Below are 24,659 nucleotides of genomic sequence, written 5' to 3'. Positions count from 1 at the left end.
ATTGAGAGGCTAGGACTTTTGTCCTAGCCTCTTTACTCTTGTTTCTTAATAAAGATCTAAATAGTTGTCTACTTCCCATTGGGATACGAAGGTCGCATAGCTTGCCCATTCGATTCGTTTGGCTTCAAGGAAGCTGGTGTAAATGTGTTCACCCAAGGCAGCTTTCACCACTTCGTCTTCTGTCAAGGCTTTCAAAGCATTGTGAAGGGTAGAAGGTAAATCTGTGATTCCAGCTGCTCTACGTTCTTCCGGTGTCATCACATAGATATTTTCTTCGATCGGAGCAGGTGCTTCGATTTTATTTTCAATTCCGTGAAGGCCGACTTCAAGCAAGACTGCCAAGGCTACATAAGGATTGGCCATTGGATCTACGGAACGCAATTCCAAACGAGTTCCCATACCACGTGATGCTGGCACACGTACCAATGGGGAACGGTTGCGTCCTGCCCAAGCGATATAAACAGGTGCTTCATATCCAGGAACCAAACGTTTATAAGAGTTGACGGTTGGGTTGGTCACGGCTGTAAAGTTGTAGGCATGCTTGATCAAACCACCCAAGAAGTGATAAGCAGTTTCTGACAATTGCATTCCACGTGGATCTTCTGGATCAAAGAAGGCATTGTTGCCATCTTGGTCAAAGAGAGACATATTACAGTGCATACCTGATCCGGCAATTCCAAATTTAGGTTTAGCCATAAAGGTTGCGTACAAACCGTGTTTACGAGCGATGGTCTTCACAACGAGTTTAAAGATTTGGATCTTATCACAAGCGCGAAGAACTTCGTCATACTTAAAGTCGATTTCATGCTGACCAACGGCTACTTCATGGTGGCTGGCTTCTACTTCAAAGCCCATCTTGGTCAAGACATTTACGATTTCACGACGAGTGTTATCTGCAAGGTCTGTTGGAGCCAAGTCAAAATAGCCACCTTTGTCGTTTACTTCAAGAGTTGGATCTCCATTTTCGTCCAACTTGAAGAGGAAGAATTCTGGTTCTGGACCAAGGTTAAAGGATTTGAATCCAAGTTCTTCCATATGACGAAGGGCCCGTTTCAAGTTGCCACGTGGGTCTCCTGCAAATGGTTCTCCTTCTGTCGTATAGACGTCACAGATCAAGCCAGCTACGCTACCATTTTCATCTCCCCAAGGGAAGACTGTCCATGTATCCAAATCTGGGTAAAGATACATATCTGACTCGTTGATACGGACAAATCCTTCGATAGAAGAACCATCAAACATGGCTTTGTTTGAAAGAACCTTGTCCAGTTGCTCATCGGTAGCTGGAATTTCGACGTTCTTCATGGTTCCCAAAATATCAGAGAACATCAAGCGAATAAAAGTAACATTTTTTTCTTTTACTTCACGGCGAATATCTGCAGCAGTAATTGACATTTTTGTCTCCTTAAAATAGATTACAAGCTTATGAAATGATCAACGAAATTGACCATATGGCGATGGGGAAGATGTGAAGCGACTTTGCTGAAGAATGTCACGATGAAGAGCCTTACGAATGGCTTCTTGGCTGACCACCTTGGTTTGCTCTTGCTCTTTTTCCGCATATCTCTTCTTGATATCCGCAATATTCAAACCATCTGAAATATAATCTTTGATCTCAAGCAGACGGTCCATATTGTCCAATGAATACATGCGGCGATTGCCTTCTGTTCGATCAGGAGAAATTAACCCTTGATCTTCATAATAACGAATCTGACGAGCTGTCAAGTCGGTCAACTTCATAACACTTCCAATCGGAAAGACTGCCAGCGAGCGTCGTAATTCCTTTTCCTTCATACCATTCCTCTTTCTATTCTATTATATCGAAAAAAAAATCTATGTCAAGATTAAATGTTATATAATCTTACATAGCTTTTTTGTGTTTCTTGAGAAAATCGCGAATGCGATCTACGTCCGAATTGACCAAAATCGCAACGAAAACGCCAATAAAGGTCTCAAATATTCGGGCAAAAACATATAAGAAGGTTTCTCCGTTAGGAATTGAGAGGGTAATGATCAGCATTGCCGAAACTCCTCCAATAATTCCTGCTTTGTTATTCATAGCGACATTTGTCATAATGGTTAACATGGTCGCTATGGGTACAAAAATAAGAGTCACCCAATACGCCCCATGAAAGAGCGTTTTTAAAAGGAAGAACAATACAGCATAAAAACCTCCGATACTGTTGCCCATGACACGCGAAGCCCCGAAGTGGACACTCTTATCAAAGTCTTCCCTCAAACTAAAAACAGCTGTCAAAGTTCCGATCTGAAGGCCTCGCCAGCCAAATATTCCAAAAATAAGTAGTACAATAAAAACGGCAATCCCTGTTTTAAAGGTTCTCATCCCCAAACGGAATTTGGACCAATCAAATTTGTGTCGTTTAAAGTAATCCATGGTCACCTATCTTTCTATTTCTATTATTCTACCATATTTTCAGAAAGGAGAGAACAGATATCAGTAGAAAGAAAAAAGAGAGTGGGACAGAAATCGGTAATTCGTTAGAATTCGATTTCGTCGTCCCACCTCCGCACAGTTGAGTAGGGATATAAAAGCTAATGAAATCAGCATAGTAGAGCCCACTCAACCACTGCGTCTTGCTCGACAATCCAAAAACAATTGAGAGGCTAGGACTTTTGTCCCAGCCTCTTTCATTTTATTTAGTTTATTTGTCTGTAAGAGCAGCCAATCCTGGAAGTTCTTTACCTTCAAGGAGTTCCATAGAAGCACCACCACCAGTAGAGATCCATGAGAATTTGTCTGCACGGCCAAGGTTGATCGCAGCAGCAGCTGAGTCACCACCACCGATGATTGATTTAACGCCTGGTTGTTTCACGATAGCGTCCATCACACCGATTGTACCAGCTTGGAAGTCAGGGTTTTCAAATACACCCATAGGTCCGTTCCATACAACTGTTTTCGCACCAGTCAATTCTTGGTCGAATTTAGCGATTGATTTAGGACCGATATCAAGACCAAGGAATCCTGGATCTACTGCTTCACCTTCAGTGTCTTTCACTTCAGTGTAGTCAGCAAATGCGTTCGCTTCTTTTGAGTCAACTGGCAAGATCAATTTGCCGTTTGATTTTTCAAGAAGAGCTTTCGCCACATCCAATTTGTCTTCTTCTACAAGTGAGTTACCGATTTCGATACCTTGTGCTTTGTAGAATGTGTAAGTCATCCCACCACCGATAAGAACTTTATCAGCTTTTTCAAGCAAGTTTTCGATAACACCGATCTTGTCTGAAACTTTTGAACCACCAAGGATGGCTACGAATGGACGTTCTGGAGCTTCAACTGCTTCTTTAATGTAAGCAATTTCGTTTTCAAGAAGGAATCCAGCAACAGCTTTTTCAACGTTTGCTGAGATACCAACGTTAGATGCGTGTGCACGGTGAGCTGTACCAAATGCATCGTTTACGAAGATACCATCTCCAAGTGATGCCCAGTATTTACCAAGTTCAGGATCGTTTTTAGATTCTTTCTTGCCGTCAACATCTTCGAAACGAGTGTTTTCAACCAAGAGAACTTGTCCATCTTCAAGAGCGTTAACAGCTGCTTCCAATTCAGCACCACGTGTAACACCTGGGATAAATTGAACTTCTTGACCCAATTTTGCAGCCAAGTCAGCAGCTACAGGAGCAAGTGATTTACCTTCTTTATCTGCTTCTTCTTTAACACGTCCAAGGTGAGAGAAGAGGATTGCACGTCCACCTTGTTCAAGGATGTACTTGATAGTTGGAAGAGCTGCAGTGATACGGTTATCATTAGTGATCACGCCATCTTTTACAGGAACGTTGAAGTCAACACGAACGAGAACTTTTTTCCCTTTCAAGTCAACGTCTTTAACAGTCAATTTTGCCATTAGATATGACTCCTTCTTTTTTTAATACATGATAATTATATCACAAAAGCTGTAAAAGAGGTAGAAAAATCCAATGCTTTTCCCCTCTAATTCACAGGATCCGAACGACACTTCTAGATACAAGATCAAACCTCTCTGGTTTTCACCAGAGAGGTTTTTTTTGAGAGTGACTTTTTAAGTGAACAAAAGAATCTTGTAAAAGAATTACTCTTCTTTCTTCTTACCAGCCAAGAGGAAGCCTCCTAAGGCTGCTAGGAGAACAGCTTCAGCTGCAAAGGAAGCTTCTAGGCTTGCCGTATTTGGTAAGTGTTCCGATTGACCTTCTTTGCTGGCATCTTTTGTTTCTTGCTGAACCGTTGGCTGTAAGTTCACTCCTTGGTGGGCACTTAACAACTGATGGATCTCTTGATCGACCATATCCTTGTGTTCTTCCTCCTGATGATCCGCTTGAGTAGAAGTCGTTGGGGCCAACTGATCCACTTGAGAAGGCTCTGTAGGCTTCAATGGATTAGCTGGATCCGGAGTCACTGGGGCAGCTGGTTGAACAGGCTGATCTGGTTTAGCCGGTTCTTCTGGTTGGATCGGTTGGTCTGGTCCTTCCGTTTTGGCTGGCTTATAGACAATCGCATAGTGGGTAAAGTGAGGAGCTGTAAAGATGACCACATCTCCGACTCTCTCAAAGGCCAAGGATTGAGGAGCTTGACCTTCTGGGAAGAAGAGAACTTGCTCCACTTCTTTATCCTTATCCACAGGGATTTTCACAAGGGATGGATGGTGCGTATCGATGTCTTGACCGCTTGCATCCACGCCTTCAATATCAAAGACGATTCCTTCTCGGCCCTTCAGCTCTTCTTTTTCTGTCTGATTGGCTTCAACTTTTGCGACTTTTAGTCCTTTGACAACGGTTGGCTCTAAGTTGGAGAATTGAACTTCGACTCCAGTCGCAGGGTCTACAAAGACCGCTGGCTTATCTTCTTTCAGGAGCGCAATCAAGGTCTCTAGACCTGTCTTAGCTGTTTCAAGCGCTTCAGGAGTGAGCTCTGAAGAAGCTAGGAGCTCTTTATTTTTCTCCAGGAGTGCCTGCAAAGCCTCTCCAGAAGGGTGATTTGGCTTGCTTGTTAATAGAGCAGTCGCTTCTGTTGTCAGAGCAGAGAGAGCTTCTTTTTCTTTTGTTAGATTGGCTTGACCATCCAAGGCTTTCAAGAGAGCGGTCAATTGGTTCAACTGCTCATTGACTTGATCTTGTGTGCTGGTATCATGCTCTTTCAAGACTTTTTCAGAAGCAGCCATTCCAGCCAGCAAAGCTTCTTTGACTTCAGGAGTCGCAAAAGTAAAGTCTACTTTGGCTTTTGCAGCTTCAGCTTCAGCCAATTTTTGCTTAAGGTATTCATCGTTGAGAGCTGGTTTTGGATTCACGAGGACATCAAAGCTTGTACTAGCTCCTTTGTAATGGACAGTGATGGTTTGACGACCTTCCTTGGTCGTATCAAAGCCAGTCACTTCAACCCCTTCATCTGTCAAGGCATGCGTTTCGGTCGTTTCATCTTCAAAGACGACTGTAAAGCGTCCACCCTCCTTCTCCAATGCTTCTCCGACAATATATTCCACTTTTGGTTTGTCGGTCAATTCTAGACCAGCAACTGCTTTTTCACCTGCTTCCTCTGCACTGACCACAAAAACAGTGAGGGTCTTATCCAATTTCTGACCAAGGTAAGAGACTTCTAGGTGTTGTTCTCCAAGCTTGCTACTGTCAAATCCATGAATCTCTACACCTGAGTTGGTGAGATTGACCAGTTGATCTGCTTGGCCATCTTTATAATGAACGCGGAGAGTCGCCACTTTCAAGGAAAGGGCATCGCCTTCCCGGTAAACCTTCTTGCTCAATCCATCTTCAAATTGAAGTCCCGCAATTTCTTTATCATTCTTTGGAACTTCGATCGCCAAAACATTACTGATATCTTTACCAGGAACTTGTGCACGATAGTAAAGAAGAGACGGGGTTGATTCAAAAGCCAGCGGTTTAAAGATGAGATTTCCAGCTTGATCGGCTGTCATGGTCGCAATTGGACTAGTGGCTTCTTTATCGGCATAAAGAGTCAGAGTGGTATCGGCCGGAACATCTTTGAAGCCGACTTGGACAAAATGATTACCTAAGTTTTGCGCTGCAGCATGTTTCATCGGAATATTGACCGTTTCAGTATCCAGACTTTCATACATCTTCCAGTTGTAAATCCGGATGGCTTGCCATGGGGTGCCGTTATCTGCCGTAATGACATGGAGACGCCAGTCTTGAGCCTTGATTGGATGGTCGAGTGTAATGTCGGACACATGGGCTTTATTGCCACGAACTTCCTTAGCAAGCTTCCATTCACCCGCTTCATCCTTGTAGTAAAGGTCGAAGTCACGGGTATTCATCTTGCCATCGTCGACAGATTCTCCACCCGCACCGGCATGGTCCATGACCCAACGAACAATGGTCCGTGGTTGTGTCAAACGAATATCGACGGTTCCACTCAATTGAGCAGAAGACCATTTATCTGAAAGACTGGTAATGGTACCATTTAACATACCTTCGATGCCTTCACTACCATCCGCATCCGGGAAGCTCGAACCGATCACTTTGGCTCCGATGACCACGTTTGGCGCTAAAGCTTTTGGTAGACTGGTATCTGACACGGTCATGCCCCAATCAAAGGCTACAGTTCCCGCATCCGAACGTTGACCATTCTTTCCAACTGCCACAACCTTGAGTTCCTGAGTGGTTCCTTCAGCACTTGCTGAACGGCTAACTTTTGGTAGATAGACGGTTGTCGCAGAAGACCCTGTTAAGAGACGCCAGTTATCGCCATCTTTTTCATAGACTTCATAATAATCCGCATCTGCTACCCCTTTAAAATTGAGGACTGCTTCTGCTTCTTGCGCATTTTGTAGGCGTTTTGCTCGAACGGATACTTCTGCTGGAGTCGCTGGTTTCTCTTGGTTTGAAGTAATCGACAATTGGCCGAGATTAAATTTGTAGTCTTTAACATCCGTATCATGGTCAAAGAACATCTTCACAGCATAAATGGTCTTGCCAGCCAAACTTCCCAAATCAAAGGTTTGAGTAGACCAATCCGCACTCGGTGTCAATTCTTTCCATTCGTATTCAGAGTAGTCTTCTTTGGTGGCAACAGCTACCCAGGCAGCTGCTCCGATCCCACCTTTATGACTGACGCTCAATTTTGTCGTTTCTGTCACAGGAATCTTGGTCGAATAGAGCATGACATTTTGACTGCTATTGGCTTTTAAATCTCCTTCAAAGGCTAGAGAATTTCCTCCATTGTAGGCTTGATCAAAATCATAACGACCTTTCAATGGCGCACTATCCTCACTATGCTCTACCCACCAACGCCATGTTGGAAGGTAGCCAGAAACAGAACGGTAGTTCCACTCCCCTTCTTTAGAAATCTTGCCATCCACAAACCAGTGTTTTCCGTGTCCAGTATTAAAGGAAGTATTGAAATCTTCACTAGTGATTGGGGTTTTGTCCACTACTAGATTGGACATACCGTACCAAGATTGGTCTGCTGGTTTTCCTTTAGTCGGATCTCCTTGGAAACCTGTCCAGAATAGATCTTCATGGGTATGGTATCCTTCTCCAGTCTTTCCTAGCCCTGTAATCGTATCTGGCGCATAAAGACCAAGGGATAGACGCAACTTGCCATGTTCATCTAAAATGGCATTCCAGTCTACATTAGTCTTATAAGAGCCTCCTTTTTGGAGCTCGAGTCCAGCTAGAACATCATAAGGATTCCGATGAATCCATTTAGCTGTGCTGATGGAATAATCAACTTCTGATTTGCCCCAGTTAAAGTTAGCAAAGAAAGTATCAACTGGATTTTCCCCGTTTTCAGGCTGCATGAAATTGTAGTTGTATTCTCCCAGCGCATTCTCATGGTAACGACCATATTCATAGGTCATAGCATCATACCAGGAATACTTAATCGGATAGTTCAGACTCTTCGCATATTCCTTGGTATAAAGAAGAAAATCTCTCAATTTTGGACCCAATGGTTCTACAAGATTTCCGGTCGTTTCTTGGTTGATAAAGTAACCATCAAAGCCATAGTACTTGGCAAGTTCGACTAATTTACGGGCGATCGGGAAAGTTTTAGAGCCTTCACTATCTTCTTTCAAGGTTTCTGCAAAATGTTCTTGATCCTTGATGCTGCTAGACCAGTTATAAAAGATTGTTCCATAAATAGGAACCCCATTTCGGTGGGCAGCATCGATCACATCTGCTGATGGAACCAGCCCTTCCCAAAAGACCATGGAATCCAAATATTGCCAGTAATCAAACGCATAGGCTTTAAACTCTTCCCCGCCGACAGACGCATGATCCTTTGCTTTGGAGTTCATATTTGACAGTGCTTGGATCTTCGCTTCAGGGTTGGCTTGTTCATTAATTTGTTTTCCTTGGAAACGACTCGCAAGTGGGACGCTTGCTCTGTTCATATCGTCATCCACTCGTTTTCCTGGTTCCCACTTCAAGAGATCGTCCCAGGTATCGAACTTAACTTCTTTGGGTCTCAATTGTTTTTCTTCATTGGTTGGTAAATCGGCCACTTTTTCAGCAGCAACTTTTGGTTTTTCAGTCTCTGAAACAGCTGGATGATCTGTAGTCGTCGAGCTAGCTTCTGTACTCGTAGGGCTAGCCTCCGGAGTGACCGCTTCTGCGACTGGTTTTTCCGTTTCTGCAGAAGGTAAGGCCGCATCTGCAGTATAGACGCCAGCTTCTCTCACTAGATGATTGACGTCTTCGGTCGTTGCTGAAGAGCTTTCCAAGGGTTGTTCACTAGTAGAAACCGTCTCATCTGCAGAGACAGCACCTGTTCCTAAAAATGCTAACCCAATCAATGCGGAACAAACCCCCACACTGAATTTTCGTATACTAAATCGTTCTTTCTTTTCAAATAGATGACCGTTCATCTTGACCTCCTTGTATGGTTTTTTCTTTTTCTTGAGCGATTTCCATTGGCTCCTTTCTCCACGACCTGTAATCGCTTTCATTTTCTTGTATTAGAAATCTCCAATCAAGAATAGGATACCCTAATCTATTTAGCACTGTCAATCTATTTTGGCAATTCCTATAATATGATGAGAAAGCTCTAAAAAAAGTACAAAAAAAGAGGAGGTTTCCCTCCTCTCATCATACGCATGAATTATTTAGCAATTTTTGCGAAGTATTCAAGAGTACGAACAAGTTGTGCAGTGTAAGACATTTCGTTGTCATACCATGAAACAACTTTAACCAATTGTTTACCGTCAACGTCAATAACTTTAGTTTGAGTTGCGTCAAACAATGATCCGTAAGACATACCTACAACGTCTGAAGAAACGATTGGATCTTCAGTGTAACCGTATGATTCGTTTGAAGCTGCTTTCATAGCTGCGTTCACTTCATCAACAGTAACGTTCTTATCAAGAACAACTACCAATTCAGTAACTGATCCAGTTGGAACAGGAACACGTTGTGCAGCTCCGTCCAATTTACCGTTCAATTCAGGGATAACCAAACCGATTGCTTTAGCAGCACCAGTTGAGTTAGGAACGATGTTAGCAGCACCAGCGCGTGCACGACGAAGGTCACCTTTACGGTGTGGACCGTCAAGGATCATTTGGTCACCAGTGTAAGCGTGGATAGTAGTCATCAATCCTTCAACAACACCGAAGTTATCTTGAAGAGCTTTAGCCATTGGAGCCAAGCAGTTTGTAGTACATGAAGCACCTGAGATAACTGTTTCAGTACCATCAAGAATATCGTGGTTAGTGTTAAATACGACTGTTTTAACATCTGATCCACCAGGAGCAGTGATAACAACTTTCTTAGCACCACCAGCATGCAAGTGTTTTTCAGCAGCTGCTTTAGTAGCAAAGAAACCAGTTGCTTCAAGAACGATTTCTACACCGTCGTTAGCCCAGTCGATTTGTTCTGGATCACGTTCAGCGGAAACTTTAACGAATTTACCGTTAACTTCGAATCCACCTTCTTTAACTTCCACAGTACCGTCGAAACGACCTTGAGTTGTATCGTATTTCAACAAGTGTGCAAGCATAACTGGATCTGTAAGGTCGTTGATGCGTGTAACTTCAACACCTTCTACGTTTTGGATACGACGGAAAGCAAGACGTCCGATACGACCGAAACCGTTAATACCAACTTTAACTACCATTCGTGATTTCCTCCTTATGAAAATCAAAAAATTTTTTTGTGAAAAGAGTAACTTGACACAGCGCCAAACATCTTTTAACAGTCTCTATTATATACTTTATTGCATTAAAAAGCAACTATTTCCCAACGAAAAGCAAGATTTATCATAGATCACCACCTCTTTTATTAAAGTTTTTCACAAAGTCTTGATCGATAGGAAAAGCACTTTTTTACTTGTATTCACTCTTGGAACAAAGAAAAACTCTTCCCGAATGGGAAGAGTTTCTTAGCTTTGGTAAATTAAGCTTCACCTTTAGCTTTTTTAATGATTTCTTCTTGTACTGATTTTGGTACATCTTCGTAGTGGTCAAATACCATCATGAAGGTACCACGTCCTTGAGTTGCAGAACGAAGAACAGTAGCGTAACCAAACATTTCAGCAAGTGGGACATAAGCACGAACGATTTGGCTTGCACCGTGTGCTTCCATACCATCTACACGTCCACGACGAGCAGTTACGTGACCCATAACATCCCCAAGGTTTTCTTCAGGAACTGTGATGGTTACAAGCATCATTGGTTCAAGGATAGCTGGTTGTGCAGTCTTAGCAGCTTCTTTAAGCGCAAGAGATGCAGCGATCTTGAAGGCAGTTTCAGATGAGTCGACATCGTGGTATGAACCATCGTAAAGCTTAGCTTTCACGTCAACCATTGGGTAACCAGCAAGAACACCGTTCGCCATAGATTCTTGAAGTCCTTTTTCTACTGCAGGGATGAATTCACGTGGAACCACACCACCGACGATAGCATTTTCGAACTCGAATCCTTTACCTTCTTCGTTTGGAGTAAATTCGATCCAAACATCACCAAACTGACCTTTACCACCAGATTGACGTTTGAAGAATCCACGTGCTTGTGTAGAAGCGCGGAATGTTTCACGGTAAGATACTTGAGGGGCACCAACGTTAGCTTCAACCTTGAATTCACGTTTCATACGGTCAACAAGGACATCCAAGTGCAACTCACCCATACCAGAGATAACTGTTTCACCAGTTTCAGGGTTTGTTTCAACGCGGAATGTTGGATCTTCTTCAGCCAATTTTTGAAGGGCGATACCCATCTTGTCTTGGTCTGCTTTAGATTTAGGTTCAACCATCAATTGGATAACTGGTTCTGGAACTTCGATTGATTCAAGGATGATTTTTGCTTTTTCATCTGTCAATGAGTCACCAGTTGTAGTATCTTTCAAACCAACGGCAGCAGCGATATCTCCAGAGTAAACTGTTTCGATTTCTTTACGAGTGTTGGCGTGCATTTGAAGGATACGTCCGATACGTTCACGTTTACCTTTAGAAGTGTTCAAGACGTATGAACCTGAGTTCAAGACACCTGAGTAAACACGGAAGAATGTCAAACGACCTACGAATGGGTCAGTCATGATCTTGAAGGCAAGAGCTGCAAATGGCTCTTCATCAGATGCTGGACGTTCTTCTTCTTCGTCTGTATCTGGGTTTACACCCTTGATTGCAGGGATATCAAGTGGGCTTGGAAGGTAGTCAAGGACTGCATCCAACATCAATTGAACCCCTTTGTTCTTGAAGGCAGAACCACAAAGTACTGGGTAGAATTCAACGTTGATTGTAGCTTTACGGATACCAGCTTTCAATTCTTCGTTTGTGATTTCTTCCCCTTCAAGGTATTTCATCATCAAGTCTTCATCAGTTTCAGCAACTGCTTCAACCAATTTTTCACGGTATTCTTGAGCTTGTTCAAGGTATTCAGCTGGAATATCTTCTTCAAGGATATCTGTACCAAGGTCGTTAGTATAGATTTCAGCTTTCATCTTGATCAAGTCAATGATTCCGCGGAAGTCATCTTCAGCACCGATTGGCAATTGAATTGGGTGAGCGTTTGCTTGAAGACGGTCATGAAGTGTGCTTACTGAGTAAAGGAAGTCAGCACCGATTTTATCCATCTTGTTAGCGAATACGATACGTGGAACTCCGTATTCAGTTGCTTGACGCCAAACTGTTTCAGTTTGAGGCTCAACACCTGATTGTGAGTCAAGAACGGTTACAGCACCGTCCAAAACGCGGAGTGAACGTTGAACTTCGATAGTGAAGTCCACGTGTCCTGGTGTGTCGATGATGTTTACACGAGTGTCTTTCCATTGAGCTGTTGTAGCGGCAGATGTGATGGTGATACCACGTTCTTGCTCTTGCTCCATCCAGTCCATTTGTGACGCACCTTCGTGAGTTTCACCGATTTTGTGAATCTTACCAGTGTAGTAAAGGATACGCTCAGTTGTAGTTGTTTTACCAGCATCGACGTGAGCCATGATACCGATATTACGAGTTTTTTCAAGTGAAAATTCGCGTGCCATGAGGTTTGTTTCTCCTATATTTTTTATTTCTATATTCTATTATAACATGATTTAATAAAAACGGATAGGCAGGACCTACCCGTTCTCAGTGTTTTCATGCTAAGTTTTGGTTCCAACTTGTAAGAAGAGTTGAATTGGGTCCAAGAGCTGACGAAGCTTAATTGAACTCGGGCTAAAAGCTCAAGTTAACTGATTTGAACCCGAGCGAGGCCCGGTGCAAAAAAGATAAACTGCTTTGTGTTCACGGAACACTGCATCAGTTTCCTATTTTTGCCTTGGGCCTTTGCCGCTATTAGTATCATAATTGAACCCGGGCTAAAAGCTCGGAAAATAGATAAGCTTTCCTAGAATCCTTGATTCTTCGTCAAGCTTCCTAATTTTCAGTCGCTTTTTTAACGCCCTCAGTATCTTAATCTTACCAGCGGAAGTGTGCGAATGCACGGTTAGCTTCAGCCATACGGTGAGTATCTTCACGTTTCTTAACAGCTGCACCAGTGTTGTTCGCTGCATCCAAGATTTCTTTTGCAAGACGATCAACCATTGTGTGTTCACCACGTTGACGAGCGATTGTTACCAACCAACGAAGTCCAAGTGTTGTACGACGTTCTGGACGAACTTCAACTGGGACTTGGTAGTTAGAACCACCGACACGGCGAGCACGTACTTCAAGTACAGGCATAATGTTTTCCATAGCTGTTTCGAATACTTCAAGAGCGTCGTTTCCAGTAGCTTCTTTAATTTGTTCGAAAGCTCCGTATACGATTGAAGCAGCTGTACCACGTTTACCATCAAGCATAACGCGGTTGATAAGACGAGTAACTAATTGTGAATTGTAAAGCGGATCTGGCAATACATCGCGTTTAGGCGCACGGTTTTTACGACTCATTTTTCTTTATCCCCTTTCCTTATGCTTTTGGTTTTTTAGTACCGTATTTAGAACGGCCTTGTTTACGATCGTTTACACCTGCAGTATCAAGTGCTCCACGGACGATATGGTAACGTACCCCTGGAAGGTCTTTTACACGTCCACCACGAAGAAGAACCACGCTGTGTTCTTGCAAGTTGTGTCCGATACCTGGGATATAAGCAGTTACTTCGATCAAGTTGCTCAAACGTACACGAGCGAATTTACGAAGGGCTGAGTTAGGTTTTTTAGGTGTCATTGTTCCAACACGAGTTGCAACACCACGTTTTTGTGGTGAAGAAACGTTTGTTTGAACTTTTTTATGACTGTTGTAACCAACGTTCAAAGCTGGTGATTTAGATTTTTCTACTTTTGATTTACGCGGTTTGCGAACCAATTGGTTAATTGTAGGCATCTACATTCTCCTGTGAAATTTTTTATTTTTGGTGATGGTACACTTGGTGACAGCTACCATCTGTGTGTACTTTTGCAACATTTGTCAGCACGTCCCTGTACACTCTTGAGAGACCAAAAGTAAAAAGTACCGTCTATTATTATAACATGACGGCACTTTGATTGCAAGATGTTTTTTTATTTTTTAAAGAAGTCGAAAAAGTTCATTATTGACCAGCTTCAGCAGGTACTTCTACCCCTGCATCTGCAGCCGGAGCATACTGTTGTTGTTGCTGTTGTGGTTGAACTGTCGCATTGGCTCCAGCTACTCCAGCATTGGCATTAGCATTAGCATTAGCATTGGCATTAGCATTTGCGTTGGCATTAGCGTCTGTTTGAGTCTGCTGTGTTGCCGCTGTGTCGCTCTCATAGGTCAGTCCATAATAGTTAGCGATGTATTGAATACGGGCTTCAAGCGATTGCTTTTGAGTCGCATCTTTGACTTTCTTCACAGCAGCTTGGGCAGCGTTCACAGAATCTTGACTTGGCGTTGTTTCCATTTGAACGACTGCTTTTTCAGCAGCTTCTGTATTTTTCTTTTCTTCCTTCTTTTCTTTTTCTTCCTTTGTTTCCTTTTTCACTGGAAGGGAACCTGTTTTTTTAGCAGGTTGAATTTCTGTCGTTACCTGGGCAGCCGTATTCTTTTTAACGGTATACAAACCAGCTACCAAAATAAAGGATAGAGACAGAACTGTCACCAAGCGAATCCACAAAGGACTATTATCAAATCGATCTAAAATTCTTTTCACTTTTTGATCCTCCTTTGTTGCTCTTAATCAAAGATATTCCCAACTTCGACACTCAATTTATTTTCTTTTACATCGATGTTGGTCACGCGCAATAAGGATTTGTGTTCAAAGAATTCCCGGTCGGTTGCAGCATTATCCGCAAAGACAGCTACTCCTGCTAATTCAGAATCAAATTCAGACAAGAGGCTGACCATTCCGTTAATCGTTCCGCCACCTTTAAGGAAATCATCGACAATCAAGACCCGGCTTCCTGCTTTTAGGCTCCGCTTTGAAAGGAACATTTTCTCAATACGATCCCCACTTGAGCCGGAAACATAGTTGACACTAACGGTTGACCCTTCAGTGATTTTCAAATCACGACGGACAATGACGAATGGAACATTCAAGACATTGGCTACTGCATTAGCTAGAGGAACTCCCTTAGTCGCTACGGTCATGACAGCATCAATCTTCTTGCCCCGGAAGGCTTTGGCAATGATGCGGCCGATCCGATTCAAAATCTTCGGATTGCTCAAAAGATCAGACAGGTAAATGTAGCCACCAGGAAGGATACGATCACTTTCAGACAGTTGCTTGCAAAGATCTTCGACGATTTCTTTGGATTCTTGATCTGAGATAGACGGTGTAAAGATAACACCTCCACCAGCTCCTGTAATGGTCTCAATATTTCCGATTTCCATCTCTTCAAACGCACGCTTAATGATCACGATATCTTCTGAGATGGAAGACTTGGCAGACTCATACTTTTCCGCAAACGTATTGAGGCTAGTCAATTCATAGGGATGGTTGATCAAGTAATTAGAAATTACGACCATCCGTTCACTTCTTCTTAATTTCATTTTCTCACCATGTAGTTTTTTCTATCATTATACCATAAGAAGCGAAAAAAACGAACATTCTGATTTACAGAAGGCCGTTTTTTCCTGATTATTTTATTTTTGGCAGAATCATTCCCGTATTTATCCCTGTTTTTACTAGTCGAGATTCGGTTTATAGAAGGAACGATTTTCCATGGCGAAGATTTTATTGGTCATTTCGCCAGGACCAATTAAGCCAAGGGCTGTTGTCATCATCATCATTTCCGCATCCAAATTATCGATCATATGAATAATCTCTGCTTCCATGATTTTTGGACGAACAGGACTACCGTATTCCAGCAAGCCATGGTGACTCAAGATCACATGGCGAAGGACGATCACTTCTTCTTTTTGATCATCAATCTTCAAGTCTTGCAAGACCTTGGTGATTTCTTCATCGATCAGTGCAATGTGGCCGATGAGGTTGCCTCGAACAGTGTATTCTGTATTTTCAGGTCCCGTCAACTCGATCACTTTGGCCAAATCGTGTAACATAATCCCTGCAAAGAGCAAACTTTTATTCAACTGAGGATAGATATCACCGATACTATCTGCCAAACGGACCATGGTCGCCGTATGATAAGCGAGACCGGCTTCAAAGGCATGGTGGTTGGTCTTAGCAGCTGGATAGCTATAAAACTCTTTCTCATATTTCCCATAGAGGGCCCGAACAATCCGTTGCCAGACTGGATTTTCAATTTTGAAAATCATGTTTGACAAGTATTCATGCAATTCTTTGGGATCTACTGGTGGTTTTTCCTTAAAGTCTGCTGGATTGTTGGGCTCTCCTGCTTGGGGCAAGCGCATGTTTAATTGGTTGACTTGCGGAGTATTATTGTAAACTTCTCGACGTCCAGACATATGGACCACGCGCCCAGCTGTAAAGCTCTCTACATTGTGGGGTTGGGCATCCCATAATTTGCCTTCGATCGTACCGGTCTCATCCTGGAAGACAAAGGCGAGGTAGTTTTTCCCGGCCCGCGTTTGACGCACTTCTGCTGACTTGATTAAATAGAATCCTTCGAACAATTCATCTTTTTTCATTTGGCTAATTTTGACCATCATCTTCTCCATCTTCTATATATACATCTAGTCCCAGCAGGTCCTCATCGCTTTCGATTTGGCGGAGTGTCCGCTCGATGGCACTAGTCCGTCTGGTTAGCAAATCATCAATATTATTGGAAGCATTTTTTAAATGGCGCTGGGTCTTGGCCAGAATCCCTCCAAACTTGTGGAATTCTGATTTGACCGATCCCAACACTTTACTAATATCGTCTGCACTCTTTTGGATGTTAAGCGTTTTAAAGCCAACAGACAAGGAGTTCAAGAGGGCTGATAGCGTGCTTGGACCAGCCACTAAAATTTGTTCGTCCCGACGCAAGCGATCGAAGAATGCTGGATTGCGAACCACTTCGGAATAGAGGCCTTCAGTTGGCAAAAAGAGAATTCCGAAATTAGTCGTCGCTGGTGGAAAGAGGTATTTTTGTTGAATATCTTTAGCAAAACGCTTGATACTAGCAAGAAGGGCCTTGCGGTAACGCTCGATCTCCTCTTTCTCTCCTGATTCATAAGCTTCTTCCAGACGATAGTAGTCTTCCAGTGGGAATTTAGAGTCAATCGGTAGATAGACTGGTTCCTCTCCTTGCCCCGGAAGCTTAATGGCATATTCCACGCGCTCACTGGATTGGGGAACGGTGACAAACTCCCGCTCATACTGGGCTGGAGTCAAGATATCTTCAATGATTTGGCCCAGCTGCAATTCGCCCATAATCCCACGCGTCTTGGTATTGGAGAGAACTTTATTAAGGGTTCCGACATCCCTCGCCACCGTCTGCATTTCTCCCAACCCTTTGTTGACCGACTCCAATTGTTTTGAAACCGTCTCAAAGGAGGTCTGCAAGCGGTGCTGCAAGGTTTTCTCCAATTTTTCTTCTACCGTTTGGCGCATCTGTTCTAGCCGCACTTCATTGGACTCTTGAATCTGGCGCATACGCTCATCTGTTTTGTCCCGATTTTTAGTAAAGTGCTCGTTCATCTCAGCGCGCAGAGCCGTCGTCTGCTGGTGGATCTCCACTCGCATCTCGGTTAAGCGATCTGTCAGGGCGATCTCTAACTGCTGATTGGCAATCTGGCTTGCTTGTCTTTCTTTTTCAAAACGATAGTCCAACTGGTCTGTCAAATGATCCTCATGGTCTTCCAGCATCTCTCGTAAAGCCGGTCTAGTATCATCTGACCGTTGCAAGAGATAGATGAGGAGGCCCAGATTGAGCAGGCCAATCAGAAGCAGAATGATATTCATATTAACCTCTGTCTTTACTATAAACAATGACAAGATAGCCACGGTCAAGACTCACTTGAATCGGTTGATCCAAAAATTCATTGGAGCCATACATGGCCTTCAAAAAATAATTATCCTGATGGAGCGGATACTTGGCCCCTGTGATCTCTAAGTGGCCTTGTCCGACAGGCATAAAACCAACATAGGACATGGCTGGATCTGGCTGAATCTCATGGCAGCCAGCTGGTCTGTAGATTAAGCGGTTTTGACCATCGACTAATTGGATCTGATCCATGTAGGGAGCTAGGTCTGGATCGGTCGGTAAAAAGATATTAGACAAGAAGTGATCCAAGCGACCGCCAAAGGCACCATAAACGGTGATAATAGCCTCTGGATAGGCTTCAAAGACTGCTTTCAAGGCCAATTCCAAATCCGTATCGTTCTTTTCAGGGATGGATTGAATAACCTGCTTGGCTTGGATACGGATCTTATTCAAATCAGTCTCAGAGACGGAATCGAAATCCCCCACAGCTATATCTAATGGCAGGCCTTGTTCCAGTAACTTCAAACAGCCACCATCAACGCCTACATAAGCGTCATGATTTCTTGGCAAAAGCGTGCTGTCCCCTCCTGCCAGTATTGCGATCTTACCCATTTACAGCATCTCGGAGCGTTTGAACACGCTCATTAACATCTCCATTAAAGACATAAGAGCCTGCTACAAAGACATTGGCCCCGGCTTCTTTTGCTTGGGAAATAGTTTGGCCATCAATTCCTCCATCGACTTCGATATCAAAGCCTAAGCCTTTTTCTTCACGAAGCGCGGCTAATTCGCGCACCTTGTCCATGGTTTCAGGCAAGAAGGCTTGGCCACCGAATCCTGGATTAACGGTCATGACCAAGACTTGATCTACCAAGTTCAAGACATGTTTGATACTGACTACAGGAGTTCCTGGATTGATCACGACACTAGCCTTCACACCTGCTTGACGAATTTTTTGAAGAGCTCCGTGAATATGGGGAGTAGCTTCCACATGGATGCTGATGATGTCAGCACCTGCACGGGCAAATTCTTCGATATGGTGTTCAGGATTGGTGACCATCAAGTGGCAATCAAAGACCAACTTGCTATGTGGACGCATGCTCTCTACGACACCAGCTCCAAAGCTGATATTGGGCACAAAATGGCCATCCATGACATCGATATGGGCATAGTCAGCTCCTGCTGCTTCTAAGCGTTTCAATTCACTTTCAAAATTGGCATAATCGGCACTCAAAATTGAGGGTGCAATTTTCATTGTTTTCATCGTTGTAGTGTCTCCTATTTTGGCATTTTTTTCGAAACTTTTTTATAGGTTTCGCGACGGTTTTCAATCTCACTTAGAAATTGCAAGTAATCCTTATAACGGAAAGGTGCAATTTCCTCTCTTTCAACGGCTGGTTTCACCGCACAAGCTGGCTCATGCGTGTGGGTACAGGTACGAAATTTACAAGAGTGGCTCACATCGGCGATCTCTGGGAAGGCTTGATTTAAGTCTTCGCTGGTCGTCACTTCATAATCGAGGGAGGAGAAGCCAGGCGTATCTGCGATCTTTCCTCCATTTAAATGGTAAAAGCTGACAGCTCGGGTCGTGTGTCGACCGCGCCCCAGACTATCTGAAATCTCACCCGTTTCAAGCTCCAGATCCGGAGCGATTTTATTGAGCAAGGTCGATTTTCCTACACCGGTCTGTCCCATAAAGACCGTGGTTTGATTGGTCAAAAGGGGCAAGAGTTCCTCAATCGACAAGACAAAGTCGTAGCCAATAGCCTGATAGATTCCTTGGTAGTATTGGATGTCTTCCATATCTTCTAACAAGTCCAGTTTTGAAATATAGACAATGGGATGAATCCCCTTGTGCTCCAAAAGAACCAGAAAACGGTCTAAAAGATTGGCATTGAAATCCGGCTCCTTCGCTGACATGATCACTACTGCCTGATCAATATTGACAATAGGAGGACGCACGAGGCTATTTTTTCGAGGCGCAATGCTCAAAATGTAGCCTTCCGAATTCTCTTCAGCAGAGAACTCCACCTGATCCCCCACATAAGGAGTCTGTCCTTTTTTTCTAAAATTTCCACGAGCCCGTGTCTGGTAAATGTGACCGTCTGACTCCACGTAGTAGAAGCCAGCCAAGGCCTTGACGATTGTTCCTTGCAAATCGCACTCCTTTGAGATTAATACTATCTATTATACCAAAAAATGAGAAATAAGGCTGGATTGCTTGATAATAAAAAACGAAAAGTGAACCTCTCCGAACGCTTTTAGAAACGAATAGGTTCGTTTTTTAAACGGATAGAAACAGAAGACGGAGTATCCGTTATGACTTGTCTTTTAGCAGAATTCGGGAAAGGGCACCTTCCTTTTTTTCCTTGGCATTTTTCCTAAAAAGTGTATAATAGAACTATGCGGAGGTGGTGGAACGGCAGACACGCATGCTTCAGGCGCATGTGCCCCTTCGGGCGTGAGGGTTCAAATCCCTTTCTCCGCATCTTGGAAAGGTGGCCCAGCTCGGTACGGCACCGGACTCGAAATCCGGCAAGTGGATTTTTATTCACGCGCGGGTTCAAATCCCGTCCTTTCCTTCTACAAAAACAAGACATGAGCTACGAAGCTCATGTCTTTTCTGTTATTTTATTCCTACTTCTAGAAGGCCATCTGCTAGGCGAGCGAAGTCTTCTAAGCTCAGAGCTTCTCCTCGTACAGAAGGTTGCAGGCCTGCAGCTTGGATTCCTGCTTCCAGTTTGGCTTTGATTTCTTCGGTCTTGCCAAAGCGACTAGTCAAGTTGTTCCAAAGTGTTTTGCGGCGGTGGACAAAGCTAGCCTTGCTGACAGAGAAGAAGAAATCTTCATCCTTGACAGCTACTGCTGGTTCTTCGCGACGGACCATCTTCAAAATGGCAGAGTCGACGTTTGGTGCTGGCACAAAGACGGTGCGAGGCACGATAAAGGCTACCTTAGCAGTCATATAGTATTGGACTGCAATGGATAAAGAACCATAAGCCTTGGTGTTGGGCTCAGCCGAGATGCGGTCTGCCACCTCTTTTTGCATCATGACCACAAATTCTTGGAAAGGAATCTTGGATTCGATCAAGTGCATGAGGATGGGAGTTGTGATGTAATACGGAAGGTTAGCCACCACCTTGATCGGAAGGTCTGGATTTTTAAACTCTGCGATGTACTGGTTGAGGTCTACCTTGAGGATGTCTTGGTTGACAACTGTGACATTATCAAAATCCCGTAAGGTATCCGCCAAAATAGGAACCAAGCGGTCATCGATCTCAAAGGCCATGACTTCTGCGGCATTTTCTGCCAAGAACTCAGTAAGTGCCCCAATCCCAGGACCAATTTCGATGACATTGACCTGCTTATCGATCTCTGCCGTATCCACAATTTTTTGAAGGATGTTGGTATCGGTCAAAAAGTTTTGACCGAAGGATTTTTTAAAGGTAAATCCGTGACGCTCCAGCACTGCCTTGGTCACGCTATAATCTGCAATTCTCATTTTTTCTCTTTTCTAATCAGTTTAGGGGTAAAGGATCCCCTCTACTTCCGTCTTAATAACTAGCCATCGCCTCTTCGACTTGTGCTAAACTAATTCCAAACAACTCCAAGCGTTTGATCAATTGCTTGCCATTGCAGTAGCCGATGCGCAAGGCTTCTCCTAAGTATTCTCGTCGTTTGCGACTATCGCTTCCCATCAACAGTCCAAGCCGCATCAAGTCGGTCTTTGTGATATCAAAGAAATTTTCATCTTCGTAAGACCCGACCAGTCCAGCTAGGGCTTTTTCTAAGTCTTCAAAGCTAGCATGCTCCACTCCCAAGGAACGCCCCTTGGTCTTGGACTTGGGTACTGCTTCGCCTCGATTTAAAAAGGCATGTTTGGCCTGGGGCACCTCTTGCATAATGATCTTGCGAATGCGCTCGCCATTATAGTCTGGATCGGTAAAAACAATGACCCCACGCAACTCTTGCAAGGTAGCAATTCGTTCCAAGTCATCTTGATCGATCGCAGAGCCTCGTGTTTCATAGGTATCCACCTCATAAAAACGACGGAGATTGGCTGTGTCGTCCTTGCCTTCAACAACAATCACTTCCGGTATTTTTCTTTTCTCAGTCAAGGCCAAATACCTTTCTTGCATTGTCATAGGTTGTCTGAGCCACTTCTTCTGTTGTTAAGCCACGTAGTTCTGCAATGAAGTCTACTACATAACGAGTGTAGGCTGTTTTATTTTCTCGGCCACGTTTGGGAACTGGTGCCAGGTAAGGAGCATCTGTTTCAACCAAGATCTTATCGAGCGGCAGGCCAGCTGCTGCTTCTTGGACATCTGTGGCTTTCTTAAACGTCACCACTCCAGAAAAGGAGATCATCATTCCCAGATCCATGAAGCGTTTGGCTTCTTCTAAACTTCCTGAGAAGGAATGCATGATCCCACCGCGAGGCCCGACTCCTTCACTCTTGATGATGGCATAGGTATCTTCAAGAGCATCACGCGTATGCACCACGAAAGGCAAGTCCAAGTCCTTAGACAATTGAATCTGACGACGAAAAACCTTTTCTTGAACATCTTTTGGTGCTGTCATCCAGTGGTAATCCAGACCAATTTCTCCTAGGGCGATGACTTTGGGATGTTTCAACTGTTCAAGTAAATAGGCCTCCACTTCAGGACTATAATCGCCCGCCTCAGTGGGGTGCCAACCAAGTGTGAGATAGAGCTCTGGATGCTGGTCTGCCAACTCCATGGCTCGCTCAATCGTTGGTTTGTCAAAACCGACAATATTATGAGCTACAACGCCCATTTCCTTGGCCAAGTCCAGCTCTTCTTGTTCTTTTCCTGCGAATTCTTCCACATTGAGATGGGTGTGGGTATCAAAAATCTGCATGATCTTCCTTTTCTTCCGAGTTTTTCTTCTTTCTATTATAGCAGAAAGCGCCTCTAAATTCACTTTCGGACAAAACAAAAACCAGTAGTCTCGAGTTTCTACTGGTTTTTAGTTTTTTATCTGAATTAGGCAGCCAAAACTTTGCGTCCTTTACGACGACGAGCTGCCAATACGCGACGACCGTTTTTAGTTGCCATACGGTGACGGAAACCATGTTTGCGCGCACGACGAAGTTTACTTGGTTGATAAGTACGTTTCACGATGAATACCTCCTCATAGATTTTGTATTCGTTTAGCCGGCTAGTTGTGATCAGTTACTAAACATACTTTACTATTCTATCGGATTCAGCTCTATTTGTCAATAGCTATGGCAAAATTGTTGCAAATACAGGTCGGAGAAAACCTTTCTACACCTGACGGGTTGCCAAGTAATAGGGTTCCAGAGCCACCAGCGCCTCTTGCAACTGATCCAGGATATCCTCAAGAGAATCTTCCACGACTAGAGAAACATCGTATTTGACGAGGACCTTACGAACCGCCCCTTCTGCTACTGCTTGTAACAGATCATGACGATTCTTTTCTGTTCCTTCTACCCTTTGACTCTCTCCATTTTTCTGGGCGAAATAATAAACTGGCTGAGTGATGGGAAGGGTGAGAACCATTTGTTGTTTTTGAAGGCTCTGCTCATCTTTTTTTTCGCTCGATAAAACTCACCTCTAAGGAAACTCCAAAATCAGCTGCATCTCCATAGAGCCTCAAGGCAAACATAGGTTCTGCCATCGTCCCTTCTCCTTTTAGATAGGCCCAAAAATGAGGTCGCAAGACCTGGGCCTGGTTCATCCATTGACTGGTCCGATCTTGCTCCAAATAGGGGTGACGCTTCTGAAAGGCTGAGACCAAATCGGTGAATTCCTTACGAGCCGCTTGAGCTAGAGCACGATACTGCTCCATCTCTGAGGCTAGCACGCCTGCCTTTGCTGGGGCCTGGTAGTGAATTCCTTGAAGCTTTAAAAACTCTCGAATCGCTGCAAATGCCATCTGCTTCCTTTCTAAACCTAAAAAAGGAGAGATCGGCTCAATCCCGTCTCTCCCTTATGGGAAATAATAGCTTGATTATCCTTCGATGTCTACCACTACGTAACGGTTTGGTTCTTCCCCTTCAGAGTAGCTAGTGACTCCTTCCATCTTAGAGACAATCCGGTGAATGATTTTGCGTTCACTGTTTGACATCGGATCTGTCTGTTGGGCTTGCCCATCTTCGAGGGCACGCGTTGCCAACTTCTGAGCATAGCTTTGAAGAACTTCCGCCCGGTGTTCTACATAGTCATTAACATTAATGGTAATGTAAAAATTCTTTGAGTAGCGGTTATAGAGGTAATTTTGCGCCAAAAGTTGAAGAGCCTTCAAGACTTTTCCGTGGTATCCAATGACACGTCCCGGTTCATTGGTATCAATTTGCATATTGACCGTACGGCGGTTGTGACTGCTTGAGATGGTCGCATCCACATCCATTTCATCGATTACTGTTTGAACATAGGCTGTCACATCTGTGACGACTTCTTCGATATTGTAGTTTTCCTCTACTTCGATACCAAGGTTTGAGAAATCAGACTCATTTGATTCTTTTGCTACTGGTTCTTTAACCTTCTCAAGGATATGTTCATGCCCTTTTTCTTCAAGAACGGTATCTGCTTCTTTGTCATGTTTGAGGATTTCTGTCTTGATTTCTTCAGAGACAACTTCTCCTTCTTCTTCGACCTTTTTGATCGCTGCAACGACGCGTCCGAGATCGATCGTTGCTTCGCTCACTGTCTTAACCGGCTCGTTTTGCGCATTGATTTCATCTGGGACACCTTTGACGGCTTTTTGATTGGCTTTCACAACCGTTGTTTCTGCAATCGGCTCAATCTCAACCTGGGCTGGTTTTTTCCCAAACAAGCCAAGAAAACCTTTCTTCTCACGCGCTACAACTGTAATGTGTGCCTTCATACGGGGAATATCTAAATCGTTCAGGCCTTTTTGAATGGCTTCTTCAACAGTTGCTCCAGTATATAGGACCATA

At 43.8% G+C, this 24,659-nt stretch carries 21 protein-coding genes, 2 tRNA genes and 1 pseudogene; 2 read left to right on the top strand and 22 right to left on the bottom strand.

What is annotated here, in order from left to right; all coding sequences use genetic code 11:
* Positions 1-45: 45 nt before the first annotated feature.
* The 16 genes from glnA to rsgA form a co-directional block, all read right to left on the bottom strand.
* On the bottom strand, positions 46-1,392 hold the full coding sequence (gene glnA, locus HMPREF2893_RS10310) for a type I glutamate--ammonia ligase (RefSeq protein ID WP_003008870.1): 1,347 nt from the start codon (positions 1,390-1,392) through the stop codon (positions 46-48).
* Positions 1,393-1,431: 39 nt separating this feature from the next.
* Complete coding sequence (locus HMPREF2893_RS10305) at positions 1,432-1,791, bottom strand: MerR family transcriptional regulator (RefSeq protein WP_014713966.1); 360 nt, start codon at positions 1,789-1,791, stop codon at positions 1,432-1,434.
* A 67-nt stretch (positions 1,792-1,858) separates the two neighbouring features.
* Entirely contained in the window at positions 1,859-2,392 is a 534-nt protein-coding gene (locus HMPREF2893_RS10300) for an FUSC family protein (RefSeq protein ID WP_070676019.1), read from the bottom strand.
* Positions 2,393-2,660: 268 nt separating this feature from the next.
* Complete coding sequence (locus HMPREF2893_RS10295; RefSeq protein ID WP_031573909.1) at positions 2,661-3,860, bottom strand: phosphoglycerate kinase; 1,200 nt, start codon at positions 3,858-3,860, stop codon at positions 2,661-2,663.
* Positions 3,861-4,064: 204 nt separating this feature from the next.
* Positions 4,065-8,828: an endo-beta-N-acetylglucosaminidase gene (locus tag HMPREF2893_RS10290; RefSeq protein ID WP_083312265.1), complete on the bottom strand. Its 4,764-nt coding sequence runs from the start codon at positions 8,826-8,828 to the stop codon at positions 4,065-4,067.
* Positions 8,829-9,061: 233 nt separating this feature from the next.
* Complete coding sequence (gene gap, locus HMPREF2893_RS10285; RefSeq protein ID WP_003003093.1) at positions 9,062-10,072, bottom strand: type I glyceraldehyde-3-phosphate dehydrogenase; 1,011 nt, start codon at positions 10,070-10,072, stop codon at positions 9,062-9,064.
* A 278-nt stretch (positions 10,073-10,350) separates the two neighbouring features.
* Positions 10,351-12,432, bottom strand: coding sequence for an elongation factor G (gene fusA / locus HMPREF2893_RS10280; protein ID WP_003003071.1), 2,082 nt, complete (start codon positions 12,430-12,432; stop codon positions 10,351-10,353).
* Positions 12,433-12,847: 415 nt separating this feature from the next.
* A complete protein-coding gene (gene rpsG / locus HMPREF2893_RS10275) occupies positions 12,848-13,318 on the bottom strand; it encodes a 30S ribosomal protein S7 (protein ID WP_003003105.1) in 471 nt (156 codons plus the stop codon).
* 19 nt (positions 13,319-13,337) lie between these two features.
* On the bottom strand, positions 13,338-13,751 hold the full coding sequence (gene rpsL, locus HMPREF2893_RS10270; protein WP_003003125.1) for a 30S ribosomal protein S12: 414 nt from the start codon (positions 13,749-13,751) through the stop codon (positions 13,338-13,340).
* A 205-nt stretch (positions 13,752-13,956) separates the two neighbouring features.
* On the bottom strand, positions 13,957-14,538 hold the full coding sequence (locus HMPREF2893_RS10265; protein WP_049491695.1) for a hypothetical protein: 582 nt from the start codon (positions 14,536-14,538) through the stop codon (positions 13,957-13,959).
* Between the two features lie 23 nt (positions 14,539-14,561).
* Positions 14,562-15,377, bottom strand: coding sequence for a pur operon repressor (gene purR / locus HMPREF2893_RS10260; RefSeq protein ID WP_049491697.1), 816 nt, complete (start codon positions 15,375-15,377; stop codon positions 14,562-14,564).
* Between the two features lie 135 nt (positions 15,378-15,512).
* Positions 15,513-16,457: a 3'-5' exoribonuclease YhaM family protein gene (locus HMPREF2893_RS10255; RefSeq protein WP_021153975.1), complete on the bottom strand. Its 945-nt coding sequence runs from the start codon at positions 16,455-16,457 to the stop codon at positions 15,513-15,515.
* Positions 16,444-17,694 carry a DNA recombination protein RmuC gene (locus tag HMPREF2893_RS10250; RefSeq protein ID WP_049506568.1) on the bottom strand — a complete coding sequence of 417 codons (1,251 nt, stop codon included), beginning with the start codon at positions 17,692-17,694 and terminating at the stop codon, positions 16,444-16,446. The genes HMPREF2893_RS10255 and HMPREF2893_RS10250 overlap by 14 nt, the downstream gene beginning before the upstream one ends.
* Position 17,695: 1 nt before the next feature.
* Positions 17,696-18,328, bottom strand: a complete 633-nt coding sequence (locus tag HMPREF2893_RS10245) for a thiamine diphosphokinase (RefSeq protein WP_049506567.1) — start codon at positions 18,326-18,328, stop codon at positions 17,696-17,698.
* Positions 18,321-18,980, bottom strand: a complete 660-nt coding sequence (gene rpe / locus HMPREF2893_RS10240) for a ribulose-phosphate 3-epimerase (protein WP_070466649.1) — start codon at positions 18,978-18,980, stop codon at positions 18,321-18,323. The genes HMPREF2893_RS10245 and rpe overlap by 8 nt, the downstream gene beginning before the upstream one ends.
* 14 nt (positions 18,981-18,994) lie before the next feature.
* The gene (gene rsgA, locus HMPREF2893_RS10235) at positions 18,995-19,873 is read right to left on the bottom strand and encodes a ribosome small subunit-dependent GTPase A (protein ID WP_070676015.1); all 879 of its coding nucleotides are present in this window, start codon (positions 19,871-19,873) and stop codon (positions 18,995-18,997) included.
* A gap of 248 nt (positions 19,874-20,121) precedes the next feature.
* On the opposite strand from rsgA, the gene HMPREF2893_RS10230 reads away from it, so the two are divergent.
* Both HMPREF2893_RS10230 and HMPREF2893_RS10225 read left to right on the top strand, forming a co-directional pair.
* Positions 20,122-20,204 (top strand) — tRNA-Leu (locus tag HMPREF2893_RS10230).
* Between the two features lie 4 nt (positions 20,205-20,208).
* Positions 20,209-20,298, top strand: a tRNA-Ser gene (locus HMPREF2893_RS10225).
* 44 nt (positions 20,299-20,342) lie between these two features.
* Here the strand turns inward: HMPREF2893_RS10225 and rsmA are convergent.
* The 6 genes and pseudogenes from rsmA to jag all read right to left on the bottom strand — a co-directional run bounded on the left by rsmA (position 20,343) and on the right by jag (position 24,658).
* The gene (rsmA, locus tag HMPREF2893_RS10220; protein WP_023919235.1) at positions 20,343-21,218 is read right to left on the bottom strand and encodes a 16S rRNA (adenine(1518)-N(6)/adenine(1519)-N(6))-dimethyltransferase RsmA; all 876 of its coding nucleotides are present in this window, start codon (positions 21,216-21,218) and stop codon (positions 20,343-20,345) included.
* Between the two features lie 52 nt (positions 21,219-21,270).
* Positions 21,271-21,855: a ribonuclease M5 gene (rnmV, locus tag HMPREF2893_RS10215; protein WP_176745632.1), complete on the bottom strand. Its 585-nt coding sequence runs from the start codon at positions 21,853-21,855 to the stop codon at positions 21,271-21,273.
* Positions 21,827-22,597: a TatD family hydrolase gene (locus tag HMPREF2893_RS10210; RefSeq protein ID WP_049483646.1), complete on the bottom strand. Its 771-nt coding sequence runs from the start codon at positions 22,595-22,597 to the stop codon at positions 21,827-21,829. Before HMPREF2893_RS10210 ends, rnmV begins: the two co-directional genes overlap by 29 nt.
* 125 nt (positions 22,598-22,722) lie before the next feature.
* A complete protein-coding gene (gene rpmH, locus HMPREF2893_RS10205; RefSeq protein WP_003003086.1) occupies positions 22,723-22,857 on the bottom strand; it encodes a 50S ribosomal protein L34 in 135 nt (44 codons plus the stop codon).
* A 147-nt stretch (positions 22,858-23,004) separates the two neighbouring features.
* Positions 23,005-23,635, bottom strand: a pseudogene (locus HMPREF2893_RS10200) (HI_0552 family protein).
* Between the two features lie 75 nt (positions 23,636-23,710).
* Positions 23,711-24,658, bottom strand: a complete 948-nt coding sequence (gene jag, locus HMPREF2893_RS10195; protein WP_024054752.1) for an RNA-binding cell elongation regulator Jag/EloR — start codon at positions 24,656-24,658, stop codon at positions 23,711-23,713.
* Between the last annotated feature and the right edge of the window lies 1 nt (position 24,659).

Source organism: Streptococcus sp. HMSC072C09, from assembly GCF_001813105.1.
Taxonomy (GTDB): domain Bacteria; phylum Bacillota; class Bacilli; order Lactobacillales; family Streptococcaceae; genus Streptococcus.
The sequence above is the reverse complement of the archived record's forward strand: the minus strand, read 5'-3'. Positions and strand labels throughout refer to the sequence as shown.

Excerpts from the sequence above, each read along its gene's own strand:
- HMPREF2893_RS10245 (WP_049506567.1), bottom strand. The coding sequence starts at position 18,328 with ATGGGTAAGATCGCAATACTGGCAGGAGGGGACAGCACGCTTTTGCCA.
- glnA (WP_003008870.1), bottom strand. The coding sequence starts at position 1,392 with ATGTCAATTACTGCTGCAGATATTCGCCGTGAAGTAAAAGAAAAAAAT.
- HMPREF2893_RS10305 (WP_014713966.1), bottom strand. The coding sequence starts at position 1,791 with ATGAAGGAAAAGGAATTACGACGCTCGCTGGCAGTCTTTCCGATTGGA.
- rpe (WP_070466649.1), bottom strand. The coding sequence starts at position 18,980 with ATGAAAACAATGAAAATTGCACCCTCAATTTTGAGTGCCGATTATGCC.
- HMPREF2893_RS10295 (WP_031573909.1), bottom strand. The coding sequence starts at position 3,860 with ATGGCAAAATTGACTGTTAAAGACGTTGACTTGAAAGGGAAAAAAGTT.
- gap (WP_003003093.1), bottom strand. The coding sequence starts at position 10,072 with ATGGTAGTTAAAGTTGGTATTAACGGTTTCGGTCGTATCGGACGTCTT.
- rnmV (WP_176745632.1), bottom strand. The coding sequence starts at position 21,855 with ATGCAAGAAAGGTATTTGGCCTTGACTGAGAAAAGAAAAATACCGGAA.
- jag (WP_024054752.1), bottom strand. The coding sequence starts at position 24,658 with ATGGTCCTATATACTGGAGCAACTGTTGAAGAAGCCATTCAAAAAGGC.
- HMPREF2893_RS10255 (WP_021153975.1), bottom strand. The coding sequence starts at position 16,457 with ATGGTCAAAATTAGCCAAATGAAAAAAGATGAATTGTTCGAAGGATTC.
- HMPREF2893_RS10290 (WP_083312265.1), bottom strand. The coding sequence starts at position 8,828 with ATGAACGGTCATCTATTTGAAAAGAAAGAACGATTTAGTATACGAAAA.
- rpsG (WP_003003105.1), bottom strand. The coding sequence starts at position 13,318 with ATGAGTCGTAAAAACCGTGCGCCTAAACGCGATGTATTGCCAGATCCG.
- purR (WP_049491697.1), bottom strand. The coding sequence starts at position 15,377 with ATGAAATTAAGAAGAAGTGAACGGATGGTCGTAATTTCTAATTACTTG.
- HMPREF2893_RS10300 (WP_070676019.1), bottom strand. The coding sequence starts at position 2,392 with ATGGATTACTTTAAACGACACAAATTTGATTGGTCCAAATTCCGTTTG.
- fusA (WP_003003071.1), bottom strand. The coding sequence starts at position 12,432 with ATGGCACGCGAATTTTCACTTGAAAAAACTCGTAATATCGGTATCATG.
- rpsL (WP_003003125.1), bottom strand. The coding sequence starts at position 13,751 with ATGCCTACAATTAACCAATTGGTTCGCAAACCGCGTAAATCAAAAGTA.
- rsmA (WP_023919235.1), bottom strand. The coding sequence starts at position 21,218 with ATGAGAATTGCAGATTATAGCGTGACCAAGGCAGTGCTGGAGCGTCAC.
- HMPREF2893_RS10250 (WP_049506568.1), bottom strand. The coding sequence starts at position 17,694 with ATGAATATCATTCTGCTTCTGATTGGCCTGCTCAATCTGGGCCTCCTC.
- HMPREF2893_RS10210 (WP_049483646.1), bottom strand. The coding sequence starts at position 22,597 with ATGCAGATTTTTGATACCCACACCCATCTCAATGTGGAAGAATTCGCA.